Origin of the sequence: Lujinxingia sediminis (assembly GCF_004005565.1) — a bacterium.
GTDB classification, from domain to species: domain Bacteria; phylum Myxococcota_A; class Bradymonadia; order Bradymonadales; family Bradymonadaceae; genus Lujinxingia; species Lujinxingia sediminis.
Window position 1 is genome coordinate 169,491 of record NZ_SADD01000008.1, and the last position, 17,963, is coordinate 187,453.

Consider the following 17,963-nt stretch of genomic DNA (forward strand, 5'->3'; position numbering starts at 1 on the left):
GGTGTGGCGCGTTCTGAGCGCCCCCGACGCGTATGTTCCCCTGACAACCTGCCCGGAGTTTGTGATGGCTCGAGTACGCGAGAAGGATGTTCTTGAACTGGGTCGCGAGGTCTTTAAGCGCATGAAGGGTCAGTCGCCTTCGGTGTTCCGCAAGGATTACTGGAGCGGCAAGATGATGGACTGGTCGATGAAGGATGAGGCCTTCAAGGTGGAGATGTTCCGCTTTGTCGACGTCTTTCCCACGCTCACCGACCACGTGCAGGTGGCCGAGCACCTTCAAGAGTATTTCTGTCGGCCGGAGCAGGATTTTCCGGCGAGTTTTCAGTGGGGGCTCTCGAAGGTCAAACCGGACAGTCGCATCGCGAAGATGGCCGCCGGGCAGATCGAAAAGCAGATCGTGGGCATGGCCGAGCGCTTTATCGCCGGACAGAATGCCACCGAGGCCATCCCCACCCTGGAGGCGATGTGGAAGGAGGGCCTGTGCTTTACGCTCGACCTTCTGGGGGAGTCGACGGTCAGTGAGGCCGAGGCCAACGATTATTTTGAGCGCTACGTGGAGATTATTGAGACGCTCAGTCAGCAGGCGCAGTCCTGGCCGGCCAATCCCACCCTGGAGCAGGCGAAGTTCGGGCGCGTGCCCCGGGTGAACGTCTCGGTAAAAATCTCATCGCTCTACAGCCAGCTCGATCCCATCGATCCGCTCGGCAGTGTGGATGCGGTCAAAGAGCGGTTGCGCCCGCTTTTCAGGCTGGCGGCGGAGCGCGGGGTCTTTATCAACCTGGATCTGGAGCAGTACCGCTACAAAGATCTGACCTACGCGGTGTTTAAGAGCCTTTTGGAAGAGCCGGAGTTTGTGGGTTTTGAGTACGCGGGAATCGTGGCCCAGGCGTATCTCCGCGATTGTGAGGACGACTTAAAGGCGCTGGCCAAGTGGGCCAAGCGCCGGGGCACCCCGGTGACGGTGCGTCTGGTGAAGGGGGCCTACTGGGACTACGAGACGATCCACGCCGAGCAGGAGGGCTGGCCCTGCCCGGTCTTCAAGAAGAAGTGGGAGACGGACCAGTCTTACGAGCGCTGCATCGAAGTGCTGCTGGACAACCACAAGGTGCTGCGCGCGGCGATCGCCTCGCATAACGTGCGCTCGATCGCCTATGCCATGGCCTACGCCGATGCGAGCCGTCTCGATAAGAGCCAGATCGAGTTTCAGATGCTCTACGGGATGGCCGAGCCGATGAAGGCCGCGGTGACCTCCATGGGCTACCGGCTGCGCGATTATGTGCCCATCGGCATGATGATCCCGGGGATGGCGTACCTTGTGCGGCGGCTTTTGGAGAATACCTCCAATGAGAGCTGGTTGCGGATGAGCTTTGTGGAGGGGGAGAGCATGGAGCGGCTGCTGGCAGCGCCGGCGTCGCCCGATGGCAAGCCCGCGCCGGGGCCCCAGCCCGAGATTGAGAGCCTGAACATCAAGGGGTTTCGAAACGAGCCTCTGCGCGACTTTGCCACCGCCCGCGATCGTGAGCGCATGGCGCAGGCCGTCGAGAAGGTGCGCGGGCAGTTTGGACGACGTTTTGATGTGATCGTGGCCAACCGGGTGCTGCCCACCACCGAGACCTTAAAGAGCCTCAACCCGGCTAACCCTCAGGAGGTCGTCGGGGAGGTGGGGAGCGCGAGTCTGAGCGATGCGGATGCGGCGCTGGTCGCGGCTAGCCAGGCGCAGAAAAGCTGGTCGAAGACGCCGGTGGAGGAGCGCACGCGCTGCGTGCTGGAGGTGGCGAGGCGGATGCGCGAGCGTCGTGATGAGCTTGCGGCCTGGATGGTCTGGGAGGTCGGAAAGACCTGGCGGGAGGCCGACGCCGATGTGTGTGAGGCCATCGATTTTTGCGACTATTACGCCCGCGAGATGATGGCGCTCGATACGCCCGAGCGCCTGGGCAAACTCCCTGGCGAGCTCAACGAACTGCAGTACATCCCGCGCGGGGTCACCGCGGTGATCTCGCCCTGGAACTTCCCGCTGGCGATCCTCACCGGGATGACGATGGCCGCAGCTGTCACCGGAAACGCCGTGATCATGAAGCCCGCCGAGCAGAGCTCGGTGATCGCCGCCCAGCTTATGGGCATCTGCCAGGAGTCGGGCTTCCCGGAGGGGGTGATTGGCTTTTTGCCGGGCCACGGGGAGGTCGTGGGCCAGGCGCTGGTGGAAGATGCGCGGGTGCATACCGTGGCGTTCACCGGCAGCATGGAGGTGGGCCTGAAGATCGTGGAGCAGGCCGCGAAGATGGCTCCCGGTCAGGCGCACGTCAAACATGTGGTCTGTGAGATGGGCGGCAAAAACGCCGTGATCGTCGATGCCGACGCCGACCTCGATGAGGCGGTCAGCGCGGTGGTGCAGTCGGCCTTCGGGTTCCAGGGCCAGAAATGCTCGGCGTGCAGCCGGGTGATCGTGCATCAGTCCTGCTACGACGCCTTTAAGGAGCGTCTGGTTGAGGCGGTCAAGAGCGTGATGCTGGGGCCGCCCTCGCATCCGGGCACCAAAATCGGGCCGGTGGTTGACGCCGAGGCCAAAGCGAAGATCGAAAGCTACATTGAGCTCGGTCGTCAGGAGGGGCACCTGCTCGTGCAGCGCGAGGTGCCCGGGGGCGGCGGTTATTATGTGGGCCCCACCGTGATTGAGGGGATTGCTCCCGAGCATCGCCTGGCCCGGGAGGAGATCTTCGGGCCGGTGCTCGCCATGATGCGCGCCGAGAGCTTTGATGAGGCGCTGGAGATGGCCAACAGCACCCGTTTTGCGCTGACCGGTGGGATCTTCAGCCGCAGCCCCTCGCATATCGCGCAGGCGCGTCGCGAGTTTGAGGTGGGCAACCTCTACATCAACCGCGGCATCACCGGCGCGCTGGTGTACCGCAACCCCTTCGGCGGCTTTAAGCTCTCAGGGGCCGGCACCAAGGCCGGCGGTCCGGACTATCTGCTGCACTTTATGACGCCACGGGTGGTGGTGGAGAACACGATGCGCCGCGGGTTTGCGCCCGAGATCGACTGAGCCTCGCGCCTTAAAAGGTTGAGGTGTGGGGCGGTCGTCGCTGACTTCGGGTCAGGGGCGGCCGCCCTATTTTTTTGCGCCCCGGTGTGCCGGTGGTAGATCGGGGGCGGAGCCGTTTTGTTCACCCACCTTAAACCACGGAGGGTCCACGTTGGGTGCCTTATCTGGAACGCTGTCTTACAAACTCTTCTATGTGCAGGGCGAGGTGCCGGAGAACTGGCAAGAACTCTACCTGCAGCAGATCCGCAAAAACGCCTTTAAGCCGCTTAAGCCCGAAGACGAAGAAGAAGTCTCCGAGGGTTGGGTGCCGGTGGAGCGTCCGCTGCAGATCAGCTTTGATCTGCATACCTTGCTCTTCGACCACTTCATCAATCTGGGATTTCGGCAGGATAAGTACGCCATCCCCAGTGCGCTGCTCAAAGCGCATGTGGAGGAGGCAGAGCGCGAGTACATGATCCAGAACGACAAGCAGCGCCTGAGCAAGTTTGAGCGCGAAGACATCAAGATCATGGTCAAGCGCAAGCTCAAAGAGAAGCAGCTCCCGCGCATGAAAGTCATTGATATGAGCTGGGATTTGCAGAAGGGGCGAGTACGTTTCTGGAGCCAGTCGGGCAACGTCTGTGAGCTCTTTCAGGGATATTTTGAGGACACCTTCGGGCTTAAACTGCTGCCCGGGAACCCCTACATCAACGCGGTGCAGCTGGAGCCGGGGCCCGAGAAGATCGAGGAGCTGGCGGTGGTCGAGCCGACCAACTTCATCGAGGGGCTGCCTCAGCGCTGAGCGCGGGTGGCGGGTTGTGTATTCTTAAAAGTGGTGTAAATTCAACACCTTGGCGGGTGTTGGTGAGGAGCTTTGACGATGGATCTGATCGACTTGATTGAAACGCGGCGCTTTCTGGGCAGCGAGTTCATGATGTGGTTGTGGTTTAAGTCCGAGTGTTATGACGGGCTGATGGAGGTCGAGGAGCACGGTGAGCTGGAGGTGCTCTTTGACGACGCGCTGGTGCTGGAGGCCTACCTGGCCGAGACCGAGCGCAACACCTTTAAAGGCGGCGCGCCGGCTTATTCGCCGGAGGCGAAGGTGGCCCTGCAGCAGGGCAAGCGGGTCAGCCGGGCGAAGATCCGGGTGATCAAAGATGGCCGCGAATGGCTGCTCACGCTCAAGGCCGAAGGGCTGGACTTCTCGTCGGTGAAGATCCCGGCGGTGCTCAGCCGCGAGGAAGACGAGAAGTTCTACGAGCGGATGTACCTTGTGGAAGAGCTCGAAGACATCATCAACGCGCTCTACCGCACCTTCATCTTCACGCGTCTTTCACCGCAGTGGCATGAGGTGATGGTGCCGGCGATGAAGACCTGGATTATGGCCGAGGACGGGGTGGTGCCGGATGTGTATCCGGAGGCGGCTGAGCAGCAGGGCCCGGCGATGGCCAAGAGCGCGTGAGCCGGCGATGGGCCTCCGGGCCTCGCCAGCAACTTGAGATTCAAGGAGCGAGATGAGCTTCATCGAAGCGATCTTGTTGGCGATTTTGCAGGGGGCCACCGAGTTTGTGCCCGTGAGCTCCTCGGGGCATCTCTTGCTCGGGGAGACCTTTCTGGGGGTGGAGGAGCCGCAGCTGCTCTTCTCGGTGACTCTGCACCTGGGCACCTTGCTGGCGGTGATGCTCTTTTACCGCCGGCAGATCATGACCTCGATCACCGACGTGTTGGCGGCGGCGGCCGACGGGTTGCATGAGCGCTCTCTGGGGGCCTTTCGTCAGCATGTGGGCGCGCGCCTGGCGGTGCTGCTGGTGCTGGCGACGATTCCCACCGCGGTGCTGGGCGTTGGTATCGATAAGGTGCTGGAGCCGGCCGAGGGGGCCGAGGTGATCCCGGCCCAGTACATGCCGCATACGATCTGCATCTCGCTTATCATCACCGGGTTCATCCTCTTCTCGATGCGTTTTTATAAGGATGAGACGCGTAAAGAACGAGGCGGGGCCTGGACCCTGTGGAACATCACGCCGATGGTGGCGATCCTCATCGGGCTCTCGCAGGGGCTGGCGGCGCTGCCGGGGTTCTCGCGCAGCGGGCTGACGATTGCGGCCGCACTGTGGTTGGGAGCGCAGCGGGAGGAGTCGGCGCACTTTTCGTTCTTGCTCTCCATTCCGGCGGTGTTGGGGGCGCTGATCCTGAAGTTCGATCCGGCGCTCTTTGCCGGGGTGGATGGCGGTCGCACCGCGCTTGTGTACGGGGTGAGCGCAGCGGTGGCCGGTGTGGTGGGTTACCTGACGATCATCTGGCTGGTGGATCTTTTGAAGAAGGCGCAGTTCCACCATTTCGCCTGGTATTGCTGGATCGTGGGCGCCGGGGGCCTGCTGGCCCTGGGGATGATGAGCTAAGTGGCTGGTGCGCTGGCGCTCCATGCGCATAAAAAAAGGCCGCCCTTCACGGGGCGGCCTTTTTTATGCCGGGCCTATCGGGGCCCGGCATCCGCGCTTAGAGCGGGCAGGTGCTGTTCTGGTCGGTGGTGATGTCCACCGCCTGAAAGATGTCGACCGACCCACGGGTGACGACCAGGTCGCCGGTGAGGCCTTCCACATCATCGTAGATGTTGGGCGACTCCATCGCGGTGTTGGTGGCAGGGAAGGCCGGGGAGTCTTCCAGGTTGGCGCAGGTGGCAAGCTCGTCGATGGACGAGGCCCGCAGCAGCGCCCCGCTCAGCTCGCTGTGGAGCTCGGTGTAGAGCGACTCGCCGACCAGAGCCACCGAGCCATCGCTGAGAAGCAGGGTGTCGTAGAGGGTCAGGTCCTGGTTCTCGCCAAGGCCCAGGCTCTGGGTGTCGAGGAGATCGCCGGTGACCGGATCGAGGCGCAGGATGTGGGCGGTGCCGGTGTAGTTCCCCTCGTCGATCGAGCCGGCGATGCTGCTGGTGCTCAGCAGCAGGTCGCCGTTGCCGGCCAGCTCCACCGAGAAGGCCTGTTCGCTGTCCTGGTGAGCGAAGACGCGCTGCCAGGTGATGGCGCCGGCTTCGGTGACGTTCATCGCCCAGGCGTCGGAGCGCTCGGTGTCGTCATTGGCGTGCCAGCCGGCGAAGGTCAGGTTGCCATCGTCGCCCCGCACGACATCGTGGACCTCGGTGTCGTTCTGGAGGTGGGCCAGTGCCCACTGCGGAACGCCGGCGTCGTCGAAGTGGACGGCCGCGATCTTCTCGAGGGCAGGGGAAGAGGGGAAGACGATGGTCTGGTTGCCCACCACCGTCAGTGCCTCGTCGCCGAGGAGCGCGACGGGGGCATCGGCGTTCTCCAGCACCCAGGTGCCTCGCACGAACTCGCCATCGCCATCGATCACCATGTAGCCCAGGTGGTTTTCGTCTTCCCGGGCGAAGGTGCCGGCGAGCCCGAATGCGAAGGTGCCGTCGCTCAGCTCGGTGAGGCCGTCGGCGACCACGTCATTGAGCTCGGCCATCTCGGTGCTGGTCACGTCGTAGGTGGCCTGCCAGCTGATGGTGCCTTCGGCATCGAAGCGCACCAGCCAGGGAGCGAAGTTCCCGCTGCGCTGGGTGGTGCCCACTGCGAGAAAGTCGCCCTCGGAGGTGGTGATCAGGTTGGCGAGGCGGTCGAAGTCCGCCGTGCCCAGGGCCTTTTGCCAGACGGGCGCGCCGTCGGCGCCGATACGCGCCAGGGTGCTGTCCATGTCTCCGGCACCGACGGAGTCGGAGACGCCCATGACGATGAGGTCGCCGTCGGGGCCTTCCAGGGCTCTGGTGAAGGTGAGGACACCGGTGGTGGCGTAGGTCTGAAGCTCGGCCCGGGTGTCGGGGATATCGCCGCCGTCGGTGTCATCGCCGCCGTCGGTGTCATCGCCGCCGTCGATGTCGCCGCCGTCAACCTCGTCTCCGGCGTCGGGGGTTGAGCGTGAGGGATCCGGATCGTCGGAGCAGCCGGTGGCCAGGGAGGCGCCGAGCAGCGCCACAAGGAGCAGGGAGAACGTTCGTTTCATGAGAACCTCGTGTATCCAATACCAGTGTGAATTCAATCGTGCGCGTCCCGGAGCGAAGGCTCCGCAAGACGTCGCGGTGCGTGAGCGCTCGTGTCGGTGCTCGCAGGCATCCAGAGACGCGGTGTGCGGGGGGATATTCAATGGTTGACCCACGCGTCAACCTCGACGTGTAGAAAGGCCGGCGGTAGGGAGAGAACTCGTCGGATCGTAGACTCGTGTGCGCTCATTCCCCCCGCAGCGCCGCGCCGCGAGCCTCACTGCGCTCCCAGAAGCGCAGGTAGGCCTCGGCCGAGCGGAAGATGGGCTCCATGGCCTCATCGCTGGTTCCGTCGCGTCGCACGTCTTCAATCAGCTCCGCCACAAGGCCCAGGTGGGCCATGCCCTCAGTGTTGAAGTCGAGGTTGCGCTCTCCGAGGCGAGGCCGGGTGAAGGTGATGGCGCCGTCAAAGGAGGTGAAGGGGTAGGTGATGGGGTTCTCCTGTGGGGTCGCACAGACGGAGTGCTCGCCAAAGCGGGGGCCGGGCGCGCCGGCAAAACCGTTGAGGTCAAAACCAAACCCCTCGGCCGGGTAGCCGCCGGCGCTTTCAATGAGCTCCAGGCGTTGATTGAGCCCGTCGACGCGACCTCCCGGGTTCTCCGTATCGCCGCAGCCGGCAAAGCCCACCTTGGAGATCCCGCCCAGCTCATAGAGGGCGCCGCGGAAGTTGTTTCCGTGGGTGCCGGCCGCCGGGTAGTCGTACTCCTGCAAGAGCTCGAAGGCGCGCTGGTAGCCTCGCCGGGGCAGGTGGTCGATCTCCACGATAAAGCCGCGCTTCATCAACTCGACCATCAAGAACTCGCCCAACTCGGTGAGCCCGGCATTCTGGCAGTAGTCGCCGTGCAGGGAGCCTCCCATCAGATACTGCGCCTGACCGACGAGCACGGTGATGGGGTCGTCGGCAAAGCCGCTCATATCGACCGGGGGCTGCGCGAAGTAGTCTTCACGTGGATCGTTCAGCTCCCCGAAGGCGACATCGCCCTTATCGAAGGCGGTGGGGATATCGGGGCAGTCGTCGGTGAAGTTCGAGAAGTGACCGGTCATCGCGAAGTTGGCCAGCTCAATGATCTCGCGATGGCCGTCGCCGGCCGAAAACGCGTTGTCGAACTTATGGACCGGGAAGATCGCGCGCACGCCCAACTCCCGGTAGCGCTCCAGGTTGTCGAGGACCTGCTGCTCGTTGCAGCGCTCGCCACCGCCGGGCGGGATCAGAAAGCAGTCAAAGAGGTTGGAGACTTCGATGCCCAGGATCACGGCGAGTTTGCCTTCTTCGATGACGGTGCGAGCCTCGTCGGGGGACTCGACCACGCGGAACCAGCCCTTGCCCGGACCGCCACTCTGGGCATCGATGTAGCGCTCAAGTTTGCGGGTCTCCTCGATGGTGCGGTCGACGGCCACCATGTCATTGCAGGAGTAGCGCACCCGCTGCACATCGCTTCCGGCGACAAGGTCGCAGATCACCTGGTTGCTCGTGGCGTGGTTCACCACAAGGCGCAGTCCGGCGTAATAGGCGCGTTTGATCCACATGTAGTACTGGGTCTGGTGGGTCGATAAGAAGTGAGCGCTGGGCCACTCGCTGAAGGTCGGCCAGCCGTCGGTACGGTGGTAGTCCTGCGGGGTTTTCCCGCTGACGAAGGCCCCGATCATATCGAGCTCGCTGACCTCATCAGACTTATCAAAGCCATAGCCAAAGAGATCCTGGCGGCCCATCTCCCCGTGAAATGCGGTGCAGTCGCCGAGAGCGTGCGGCACGCCCAGAGGATGAAAGGGCGCACCGTGAAAGATGCTCCCGCCACCAAAGCCCCAGTTGGAGAAGATATGGCTGTGGGTATCGGCAAAGCCGTAGACCGAGCCGTCTTCAAAGGTCGTTTGGGTGATCTCCCCTTCGGCATCCAGGGTCAGCTCGGGGTACTGCGCGCAATCCTCGGCCTGATAGAGGGTAACGACCCCGGCACGCTCCACGTCCTCTTCCATGCCCTCGGCCCCGAGGTAGGCGCCGGTCTTGAGGTGCTTTAGCCGAAAGCGGGTGTCGTCTTCCTCGGAGAGCTCCAGCGCCCACTGCACCCCGGGAAGAAAGGTGTCATCAAGGGTGGTCCTGTCGGAGCTGAGCGTCTCTCGCCGCAAAAACGCCCCGTCTTCAACCACCAGATAGCGCTCGTCCTGGTCGTAAAAGAGGTAGGTCCCAAGATCGGTGGCGCGCATCGTCAGACGAAGGGCGTCGCCTTCTTCACCGCTGAATCGGAAACCTTCACCGTCTTCGGTGGCGATCAGAAAGGCGGCCTGACCGGTGCCGGCTGCGGCCACATCCAGGGTCACGCAGGCGTTGGCGAAGCTGTAGATGCCCTCGTGCTCGGGGGCGGCATCGCGTTCGATGGGGACATCGTCGGGCAACACGTCGGCGTCTTCGGTACAGGCGGCCACCAGAGTCAACGAGAGGAGCGCGGCGAAGGGGGCAGGGGTGAGGAGACGCATCGGTGGGAGCTCGGCGTGTCGGGGGGCCCAGGAATCGAGGATGTGCCGTCAGGGTAATGATGTGTAATGCCGATGTCTATGTGCCGAGCGCCGCCGAGCGCCCCAGGACGACGCTGGCTGCGTCGTCAGGGATTCGCGGTAGCGCTGCTACAGCTTCATCCCTGCCTCCTTGCCAATCGCCGCCCTGGATGCGCTCGGGTTGGGGGGCGTGTGTTGTGGTTGGGTGGTTGTGTGGTTAGGAGGTTGTGGGGCTTCGGGGTTCGCGATGCTGGTCGATTCGTGAGGGCGTTCGGGGGGCGCGCCTTTCGAGTACGCGAGCGAGATCGCGTTTGAGTTTGAGATCGAGATCGAGTTCGGCCTTCTACGTCCCTTTTCAGCGCCACCCCGGGTGCCAGGGCGGCGAACACGTCGGTTTTTGCGCCGAGCAGGCTTGCGGTGGGAATGGCAGGCGTATTTCAAACTAAAATACGCCTGCCATTCTCACGCGAAGGCAGGTCTGCGGCGTCACTCTCCCTGGGAGTCGCAGAGAAGGGTTGGTGGCGCTGCGGAGTAAGATACGCGTCAGGATGGGAGGCGTTCTCAACGTGGAAACGCGCGTGTGATGGCGAGTGGAAGGCGTATTTTAAAATGAACCGCGCCTGCGGGCGGGCTGGCTGGCAAGGTGGGGCCGGGAAGTAAGGTGGGAGTCAGGCAGGGAGCGCTTTTTGGGCAGGGAGCGCTTTTTGGGCAGGGAGCGCATGACGACGCACTGAGCTGTCGTTGACGCCGTGTCTGCTGAATTGAGAGCGGCTGAACAGATGCCGACGTCGATGGCTTGTTGTGACGCGAGGGAGCGTGACCGGTACACAAGGTGCGTAAGGACGTCGCTCTCCTATGCGGCGCTGACTTGACCCTCTCCGGTGGCGATGTCAGGGTGGCGACTCCGGTTTACGAATCATGTCTTCGGCAGCATAGCGCCCGCGCTAAGTATGAGCCCGATCCCTGCTCCGTAGGCCGAGAGTGGATGAAGTCATTCGACCGATGAGGAAAAGCATGCCTGTATTTCAACTCGATGGTGGTCCCTGGGAGATTGAACTTGATGGAAAGCTCTCCGGGTATTTCTGGGTCAATAATCCCGGGGGAAATATGCTTGATTCGTATATGGTGCTGAGAGAAGGGATTCCCTTCCCGCTTCCGCATTCCGCGCCGGTGACGTTCAATCCAATGACCCTTTCGGGGGTTCATAATGAGAAGGAATTTTACATCTGGGTGGAGAAGATGGGGGAGCTTGGGGAGGGAACGTCGAGCTGGGAGATCAACGAGACGTACCAGCCCTGGAAGGTCTGAGGGATTTTACGTTCTGAGATAAACGCCCGGGAGGCTCGCCGATGAAGTGGCGCGCCTCCCGGGCTTTTTTGTGTGTGGCGCGGAGCCTCAGGCCTCTGCCGGCGCGCTGGTGAGCCCTGGTGGGGGGGAGCGGAACGACCTCTCCGTGGCTCGTGAGCTCTCGAGCAGACGCAGGCATTCATCGACGCTGAGAATTTCCATGCGTCGGTGCCGTGGCGTGTCGGGGAGTTCACGCAGGCAGCGGTGGGCGGCCTCATGCCAGGGGTAGGGCGTGGGCGCGAGGGAGGTGGCGAGCATGGCGAAGCCCTGAAGGGCGATGCGAGGAGGGGCGTGCGTGTGAAGGCTGGCCGCCAGAGAGAGGGCGGTGTGAGGATCGCCGGGGTGTAAAAAGGCGAAGAAGGTCCGGGCCAGGTCAGCGCCGGGGCGGTGTCCGCTTTTTTCCCAGTCCTCGCGGGCGACCTCGCAGAGCGATCGCGCCAGCGGGTTCTCCCCGGCCCTCCAGGCGATGGCAGCTTCGGTGAGCGCGGTCAGGGCGCGCAGCTCCGGGATCGCCAGCATGGCGAGCTCGTCGACGCGCTCGGGCTCCGGCCCAAGGGGCTCACCGAGGCGGTACGCGTTGGTGCGAATGAGGTTATGAATGCGCGCAAGATGGTGGGGTTGATGGGGCGCGTGGGCCTGGGTGATGAGCGCGCGTGCCAGGGTGTGGGAGCGTTCGAAGTCGCCGGCTTCCATGCGCGCGATGGCCTCGGCCAGGAGGGAGGCCTGGCGAGCGCTGGGGCGAGTCTTGATCTGCGCGGCGCGGGCGTGGAGGTTGGCGGCGCGCTTAAAGTCGTGGCGGTGAAAGGCCAGCATCGCCTGCCACCCCACGAAGCTGCCGCGAACCTCGGCGTCGGGGTGCTTGCCGGCCCAGGGGCGCATGGCGTCCAGGGCGTCCGCAAAGGCCTCGATGGAGAGATCCTTGCAGGCGCGGGCGATGAACATCTGGCGGCGAAGTTCGAGCCGGGGCGATGCAAAGGGGCCGAGTGCGCGCAGCGGGGCGATGGTGTCGGCGGCGCGGGCGCGGCAGCAGTGGCGGGCAAGCGCCACGAGCTCAATCAGGCGGCCCAAGGGCTCGCTGAGGTGGGCGGGGAGGCGCTCCACGTTGGCAAGCCAGGCCTCCTTGCGAGTGGGGCTGGCGCTGGCAAGAGCCTGGGCCGCCCAGGTCTCCAGCACCCGGGTGATGGCCTCTGCGTTGTCGGTGAGAAGAGCCGCGCGCAGGCTGTGTCGAAGCACGGCGATGGCTTCATCGCTGCGCCCCTGGTCGTCGAGAGCCTCGGCGGTGCGCAACCCCTCGGCCGCGATGACCTCATCGCTGGCGTAGCGCAACATATGAAAGAAGCGCGAGGCCTGGCCGGGCTCCATCTCCTCGGCGACGGCGCGGTGGTAGGGCTTGAGCGCTGCGGGCTCCATCGCGCCGATGAGGCTGACGCGGGCGTGTACGGCCTCGTCGCTGTCGAGGTGGAGGAGGCGTCGGGTGTGCAGGGCGTTCAGGCGCGCCCGCACACTCCAGCCGGGCTGGCCCAGCCACAGGGCAAGGCGGGGGAGGGTGGCCGACTCGCCAGCGATCTGCACCCAGCGCAGGAGCTCCACGTCCGGCTCCGGGAGCGCCTCGGGGGCCGGGGGAAGGTGGCTGGCGAGGGTGCTCTGGGCTTCGAGATGTTCGAGGGCGGCCAGCGACATGGCAAAACGAGAGCCCTTCCAGGAGCCCATGCCCTGGCGGCGCCAGAGTTGCAGGAGGGCGGCCATGCCCCCGAGACGACCCGCGCTGCGCCTTGCCAGCAGTGCAGCCGCGCGATGAGGCACGCCAAAGATGCGGTTGGAGCCCTCGAAGAGGACTTCGAGCTCGGCGGGCCCGGGCGCGCAGAGGGTGTGGGTGGCCGGGCCCTCGTCACACATCTCAATCAGGGGAAGATCCGCGGGAAGCTCGTCGATCAGCTGCAGGCTCCAGGCGTCCAGGTGAGCACGGCGCACCAGAGCCGGGGTGTGGTGTAGATGCGTCTTCAATCTCTCCAGACAGACGCGATGGACCTCTTCAAGAGGCAGGGTATCGGGGATATCTTCCAGCCAGGCGGGGGGCAGACTTTCGAAGGGGAGGCTGCCCTGCAGGAACTCAAAGAAGGGCCCGCGCATGGTGAGGGCGACGCGCAGCATCGCGTGCAGGTCATCGGGGTGCAGGGAGGGCTCGCCGCAGAGCGTCTGGCGAGCGGGTGCGGCGAGGGTCGGGATGAGCTCGTTCAGGCCGCTGGCGCGCAACCAGAGCTCGGTTAATGCATCGCTCTCGCTGGTGAAGGCGCGGGCCACCAGGGCGTCGAGGTGGGCGAAGCGGCGGTGGGGCTCGGCGTGCATCAGGCCTTCGATGGCCGTCTGAAGCTCGTCGGCGATCGGAATGGCCAGGGGGCTAAGCGCCACGCTCGGGCTGGCCAGGCGCGCGCGCATCAGCGCGGCGCGGCTCTCAAGCGGGTGTGGCCAGCAGGAGGTTGCGGCCTTAAAGAGCATCACACCCAGCGCGTAACAGTCGCAGGCGGCGGTGGCCCGGGCCCCCCGCAGTTGTTCCGGTGACATGGTGGCCATACTCCCGGTCAGGCCACCGGCCGGGGTGCTCATCAGGTCGTCATGAGGCAATGGTGAGAGGTCGAAGTCGATCAGCGTGCAGTGGCCATCCTCATCGACCAGGACGTTGTCCGGCTTGAGATCGCCGTGGACCACGCCGCAGGCGTGGACGTGTGCCAGGGTATCGGCCAGGGTCCGGGCCAGACGCTCCAACTCCCCGGCCCGCAGCGGTCTTCGGCCGGGAAAGGGCGAGCCGTCGAGGTGCGGTGTGACCAGAAAGTCGACCGCCCCGATACGTCCCTCGTCCAGCAGGGGAACGACGCCCGGATGGCGGATCTGACTGAGAATGGCGGCCTCGCGCCAGGCCCGGCTGCATGGCGAGCCCTGCGGATCGAAGAGTTTGACCACGACCTCCTGCCCGCTCTTCCGATCGCGAGCCCGCAGCGTTCGGCTGCGTCCGGTATGGGCATAGGTCTGCAGAGCCTGATAGCGCGGGGGAAGGCCGGCGTCACTCATCGCGGCGGCTCCTGGAGGATGTCAGACTCGGCGCGGAGTAAGGCGGCGACGGCCTCCTGCGCGCGGCGGTAGCGGCGGTGGTGGTTTTTGTGTTCGACCAGGTTCGCGCAGCCCAGGAGGCAGAAGGCCTCGGCTTTGTCGTCGGTCCAGGCGACGGCCTGCTCAATGATATAGGCCGAGAAGGCTTCGCTCAGATCGAGGTCGAGACCGCCGGCGGGCATGCCCCTCTCGCGGGCGCGCAGCGCCAGGTGGATAAAGGCGCGCGCGGCCTGCTCCAGGGGGGCGCTGATGGAGGTGCGTTCGGGGCGCCCTCCCAGCGAGAGGGCGCGCTCGACGACGCCTGGTGGGATGGTGTGAGCGCCCTCGGGCTCCGGACGGCTGCGGGCGATGATGAACGCACGGCGCACCACGTTGTCGAGCTCGCGCAGGTTGCCCGGCCAGCGCTGGGCCTCCAGCGTGCGTAGCGCCTCGGGGGTGAAACTCCAGGCGCCGGCCCCGGCGTCGTTTGCGCAGCGCCGGAGCATAAACGCGGCCCAGGCGGCGATCTCATCGCTGCGCTCCGCCAGGGGAGGAAGCTCCACCGGGAGCACGTTGATGCGGTAGTAGAGATCTTCGCGAAAGCGTCCCTCGCTGACCTCGTGCTGCAGATCGGCGTTGGTGCCGACGATAAAACGCACCTCGGCCTGGCGGCGACCACCGCTCTCTCCAAGCACCTGAAAGCTGCGCTCTTCAAGCAGGTGCAGAAGTCCGGCCTGGGTTTCCAGGGAGAGTTTGTCGATCTCATCGATAAAAAGGGTGCCGCCCCGGGCGCGGGTCACCGCCCCATCGACGTGGGAGGTGGCCCCGGAGAATGCCCCGCGGCGCCAGCCCACAAGATGCGCCATCTGCATCGCTTCGGGGACGGTGAGCAGGTCGAGCACCTCGAAGGGCCCGTCACCGTGGCGCGATTGACTGTGACACCAGCGCGCGATGCGCGACTTGCCGCAGCCGGTGGGGCCGGCGATGAGCAGGCATTCGTCGTGATGGGCAAACGCTTTCAGGAGGTTGACGCGGGGGGCCATCGCTCGGCCGACCACCGGCAGCAGAGGATCGTCTCTCAGCGTCTCAGTCGGTCCGGGGACCTTGACGGGAAGGTGCAAGAGGGCGTGGGCGAGCAGCTCGACGTAGCTCTCCAGCGCCTCGATGCCGGCCTGCGGCGGGAAGAACTCGCCGGTGTAGGTCGGGGCACAGAACTCCAGGGTGATCATGCCCGCCAGTGCGCTCTGCGAAGTGCACAGGGGAATGACGAGCAGGTGGGTGGCTTCCTGCTCCAGAAAGCGCACCACGCTGGCGGTCAGGGGAAGTGGTGAGGACTCCCCACCCAGGTCGAGCCAGCCGCCCTCGGTGGTGTCATCGGTGAGCCGGAGGCGATGGAGGCGCGTGTCGACGATGAAGGAGCGGCCGAAGCGCCGGGTCCAGTTCCAGAGCTCCGCGGAGCGGGCTCCTTCGCAGGTGGGCGTCGTAGATGGCGAGGCGTTTCGGGTGACCAGGCTCACATAGCTCTGGTCGGTGCGCAGATGCACCGCGCTTTGATGAAGCGCAGCGTCGCGCCCGGGATGTGCACGTTCAAAGCCCCCCTGGAGCGCGTCGAGCAGCGCGTCGGCACCGGCTTCAAAGGACTGGGCCTGATTCAGCCTGGCGAGCGCGCTGCGCAGATAGATGTACATCGTCGGTGACCACAACCGTTGGCGGGAGCATCCAGGAAGGCTTGAGTTGATACCTAAGCTTTATCTGCCACGCGCAGCTGCGCAAGAGCGCATTTTGAATTCGTTGAGGTCGACCCCCGGCGTCACACGTTGACACCGAAGCGTTTCGGGGCGTCAGGAGCGGACGCTGACGCGCTCATTCGACGTCATTGGAACAGGTCGAGGATGGCTCATCTGGGGGGTTAAGTGCCTGTTTTCAGGTCGTTTTGTTGATTTGTGGGGTCGGCCGGTCGGGTTTGGAACGCTCTGTGCGAAGGATGAAACTACGCCGTGGAAAGGCGCGGCCTCAGGATTCCCCCCATGGACGCAACCCGATGATCAAGGAGTAAGCGATGTCCGAGACGCAGAGCACAGACGCAGTCGTGATTGAAAACCTGAGTTTGGAAGAGGCAGAGCGGGTGTTCCACTTTCTGCAATCGTTTGGCTACATCAAAAACCCCGCCACGAGCGGCGCGATGGTCGTGATGGGATCACCGCTGAGCTACGCCTACGATAAGGCGTCAAAAACGCTGGAGATTCGGCTTCTGATGCCCTCGACGATCGTGACCCCGGCGAAGATTCGCGCGGTGGTCGAGCGCGAACGCTTCCGCCCCGAGGGCCTTCTGGGCAGCGTGGCGAGTGAACTTCCCGCCGCCGATAACCACGTGGAGATCACCATCAACAACGCCTCCGGCCACCTTCTCGTGAACTCGGGGCGCGACGTGACCAAGGGCGTCTCCCGTGTCATCGAGTCGCGGATCGCCGCTGGCGACGAGGTTCTGGCCTTTGAGGCGCGCAGCGCCACCTGGAGCGTGGTCGGTGCCGAGGGCAGTGTGACCTACCAGATCGATGCGCAGACCTTTTTGATCATCGACTACTTCCTGGAGGGGGAGCTTTTTCACCAGTGCAGCGCGATGCTCAAGGGCGTCAACGCGGCTCGCTACAAGACCACCGTCACCGGCACCGGCACGCGGTGTGTCTGCGAGAGCGACCGTGGTCCCTGGCTGGAGATGACCCCGACGGTGAAGATCGAAAAAGCCTGATCGTGCGGTAGCCTGAGACGCAAGTGTTGAAACGCACGCCCATCCGGGCGTGCGTTTTTTTTATGGCTCGCCACCTCGTTGAGACGACTCATCTCCGGGGGGCCATGATCTCGAAAACCACCCTACGCATACCCCCGAAAGGCGGAGGTGTTGACGCGTGACACGCCCCCGAAAACGAGTGTCTTGAGATGACACGCCTGCAAGGGGCCCTCGCCGGGGAAGCTCCGCGCTAAGAAAAGATATGTGTGGTTTATCCTGCTGATGTTGAAGGGGTTTTTGGGTTCTTGTGGGTTTGTTTTTTGTGTTTTTTCTGCGCTGGAACACCTGTTGCTCAAGGGGGTGGAGAGGTCGGCATGGTGCCACCTTTTTCAAGTTGCAACGCCGTGAGGCCATGGTGACGCCTTTGGATGCGAGATTGAGAGGGACCTGAGCAAGGCGCAAAACGCAGGCGATGCTTCAGCATCGTCGAGGATTTGCAACGCAGCTCAGGGTGCTCTCCATGCAGCAGACATGGCGTCAACGTTGGCTCACGGCGTCGTACTGACCCATCGTATGAGCAGGAGTCTGAGATGTCTGAAAAAGCAACCTTTGATGGCGTGACCCCCGAAGAGATGAGCTATGTGACCGACCACTTCAAAGGTCACGGCCTTGTGGAAGGCGACACCACTTCGGGCGTGGCCACGGTGCATGGTGTCCCGATGGATTACAGCTATGACAACGCCAGTCAGCTGCTCACCGTGGCAATCCGCGAGCCCTCCGAGCGCATGTCGGTGGCCAAGATTCAGGATCTGGTGGGTCGGCTGCGCCAGGCCCACGACAAGACCGCCTACGACGAGCTGGGGCCGGGCTACAACCACGTCGATGTCACCATGGAGAACAACTCCGGCAAGACCCTGATCTTTGCCGGTGCTGACGTCGAAGACGGCGTGATCGACATCAAGGTCCAGGATCTGCCCACCGGCCAGACCGAATACATCTTCCAGGCCAAGAGCTCGACGGCCTCGGTGATCGGGTGCCGGGGAGACGTCACCTACCAGATCGATCCCCAGACCATGGTGACCATATCTTACCACCTCCATGGCAAGGCGATTCATAGCTTCACTGTGGCGGTCAACGGGCAGAACGCCAAGATGTACCGGGTGTCGGCGCGTGACACCGAGGCGGGCTATGACTGCGCTGGAGCCTACACCTACATGCGCCCGACCGTGGTCGTGAATAAGGCCTGATGGTGCCTGACG

The 17,963-nt window shown here is 64.1% G+C and carries 11 protein-coding genes; 7 read left to right on the forward strand and 4 right to left on the reverse strand.

The window, feature by feature from the left end; genetic code table 11:
* Positions 1 to 64 precede the first annotated feature (64 nt).
* The 4 genes from pruA to EA187_RS14235 all read left to right on the forward strand — a co-directional run bounded on the left by pruA (position 65) and on the right by EA187_RS14235 (position 5,418).
* Positions 65 to 3,040 carry an L-glutamate gamma-semialdehyde dehydrogenase gene (gene pruA, locus EA187_RS14220; protein ID WP_127780700.1) on the forward strand — a complete coding sequence of 992 codons (2,976 nt, stop codon included), beginning with the start codon at positions 65 to 67 and terminating at the stop codon, positions 3,038 to 3,040.
* A gap of 151 nt (positions 3,041 to 3,191) precedes the next feature.
* Entirely contained in the window at positions 3,192 to 3,821 is a 630-nt protein-coding gene (locus EA187_RS14225; protein ID WP_127780701.1) for a hypothetical protein, read from the forward strand.
* A 78-nt stretch (positions 3,822 to 3,899) separates the two neighbouring features.
* Positions 3,900 to 4,481 carry a hypothetical protein gene (locus tag EA187_RS14230; RefSeq protein ID WP_127780702.1) on the forward strand — a complete coding sequence of 194 codons (582 nt, stop codon included), beginning with the start codon at positions 3,900 to 3,902 and terminating at the stop codon, positions 4,479 to 4,481.
* Between the two features lie 52 nt (positions 4,482 to 4,533).
* On the forward strand, positions 4,534 to 5,418 hold the full coding sequence (locus EA187_RS14235; RefSeq protein WP_115606846.1) for an undecaprenyl-diphosphate phosphatase: 885 nt from the start codon (positions 4,534 to 4,536) through the stop codon (positions 5,416 to 5,418).
* A 97-nt stretch (positions 5,419 to 5,515) separates the two neighbouring features.
* Here the strand turns inward: EA187_RS14235 and EA187_RS14240 are convergent, their stop codons facing one another.
* Both EA187_RS14240 and EA187_RS14245 read right to left on the reverse strand, forming a co-directional pair.
* On the reverse strand, positions 5,516 to 7,018 hold the full coding sequence (locus EA187_RS14240) for a hypothetical protein (RefSeq protein ID WP_127780703.1): 1,503 nt from the start codon (positions 7,016 to 7,018) through the stop codon (positions 5,516 to 5,518).
* A 223-nt stretch (positions 7,019 to 7,241) separates the two neighbouring features.
* Complete coding sequence (locus EA187_RS14245; protein ID WP_127780704.1) at positions 7,242 to 9,527, reverse strand: amidohydrolase family protein; 2,286 nt, start codon at positions 9,525 to 9,527, stop codon at positions 7,242 to 7,244.
* Between the two features lie 1,032 nt (positions 9,528 to 10,559).
* On the opposite strand from EA187_RS14245, the gene EA187_RS14250 reads away from it, so the two are divergent.
* Entirely contained in the window at positions 10,560 to 10,853 is a 294-nt protein-coding gene (locus EA187_RS14250) for a hypothetical protein (RefSeq protein ID WP_115606843.1), read from the forward strand.
* An 87-nt stretch (positions 10,854 to 10,940) separates the two neighbouring features.
* Here the strand turns inward: EA187_RS14250 and EA187_RS14255 are convergent, their stop codons facing one another.
* Positions 10,941 to 13,958, reverse strand: a complete 3,018-nt coding sequence (locus EA187_RS14255; RefSeq protein WP_127780705.1) for a serine/threonine-protein kinase — start codon at positions 13,956 to 13,958, stop codon at positions 10,941 to 10,943.
* Positions 13,955 to 15,664, reverse strand: a complete 1,710-nt coding sequence (locus EA187_RS14260; protein ID WP_127780706.1) for a sigma-54-dependent transcriptional regulator — start codon at positions 15,662 to 15,664, stop codon at positions 13,955 to 13,957. Before EA187_RS14260 ends, EA187_RS14255 begins: the two co-directional genes overlap by 4 nt.
* A gap of 371 nt (positions 15,665 to 16,035) precedes the next feature.
* On the opposite strand from EA187_RS14260, the gene EA187_RS14265 reads away from it, so the two are divergent.
* Positions 16,036 to 16,725, forward strand: a complete 690-nt coding sequence (locus tag EA187_RS14265; protein WP_127780707.1) for a hypothetical protein — start codon at positions 16,036 to 16,038, stop codon at positions 16,723 to 16,725.
* Positions 16,726 to 17,294: 569 nt separating this feature from the next.
* Positions 17,295 to 17,951, forward strand: coding sequence for a hypothetical protein (locus EA187_RS14270; RefSeq protein ID WP_127780708.1), 657 nt, complete (start codon positions 17,295 to 17,297; stop codon positions 17,949 to 17,951).
* Positions 17,952 to 17,963 lie beyond the last annotated feature (12 nt).

Excerpts from the sequence above, each read along its gene's own strand:
- EA187_RS14250 (WP_115606843.1), top strand. The coding sequence starts at position 10,560 with ATGCCTGTATTTCAACTCGATGGTGGTCCCTGGGAGATTGAACTTGAT.
- EA187_RS14240 (WP_127780703.1), bottom strand. The coding sequence starts at position 7,018 with ATGAAACGAACGTTCTCCCTGCTCCTTGTGGCGCTGCTCGGCGCCTCC.
- pruA (WP_127780700.1), top strand. The coding sequence starts at position 65 with ATGGCTCGAGTACGCGAGAAGGATGTTCTTGAACTGGGTCGCGAGGTC.
- EA187_RS14265 (WP_127780707.1), top strand. The coding sequence starts at position 16,036 with ATGTCCGAGACGCAGAGCACAGACGCAGTCGTGATTGAAAACCTGAGT.
- EA187_RS14245 (WP_127780704.1), bottom strand. The coding sequence starts at position 9,527 with ATGCGTCTCCTCACCCCTGCCCCCTTCGCCGCGCTCCTCTCGTTGACT.
- EA187_RS14260 (WP_127780706.1), bottom strand. The coding sequence starts at position 15,664 with ATGTACATCTATCTGCGCAGCGCGCTCGCCAGGCTGAATCAGGCCCAG.
- EA187_RS14255 (WP_127780705.1), bottom strand. The coding sequence starts at position 13,958 with ATGAGTGACGCCGGCCTTCCCCCGCGCTATCAGGCTCTGCAGACCTAT.
- EA187_RS14270 (WP_127780708.1), top strand. The coding sequence starts at position 17,295 with ATGTCTGAAAAAGCAACCTTTGATGGCGTGACCCCCGAAGAGATGAGC.
- EA187_RS14230 (WP_127780702.1), top strand. The coding sequence starts at position 3,900 with ATGGATCTGATCGACTTGATTGAAACGCGGCGCTTTCTGGGCAGCGAG.
- EA187_RS14235 (WP_115606846.1), top strand. The coding sequence starts at position 4,534 with ATGAGCTTCATCGAAGCGATCTTGTTGGCGATTTTGCAGGGGGCCACC.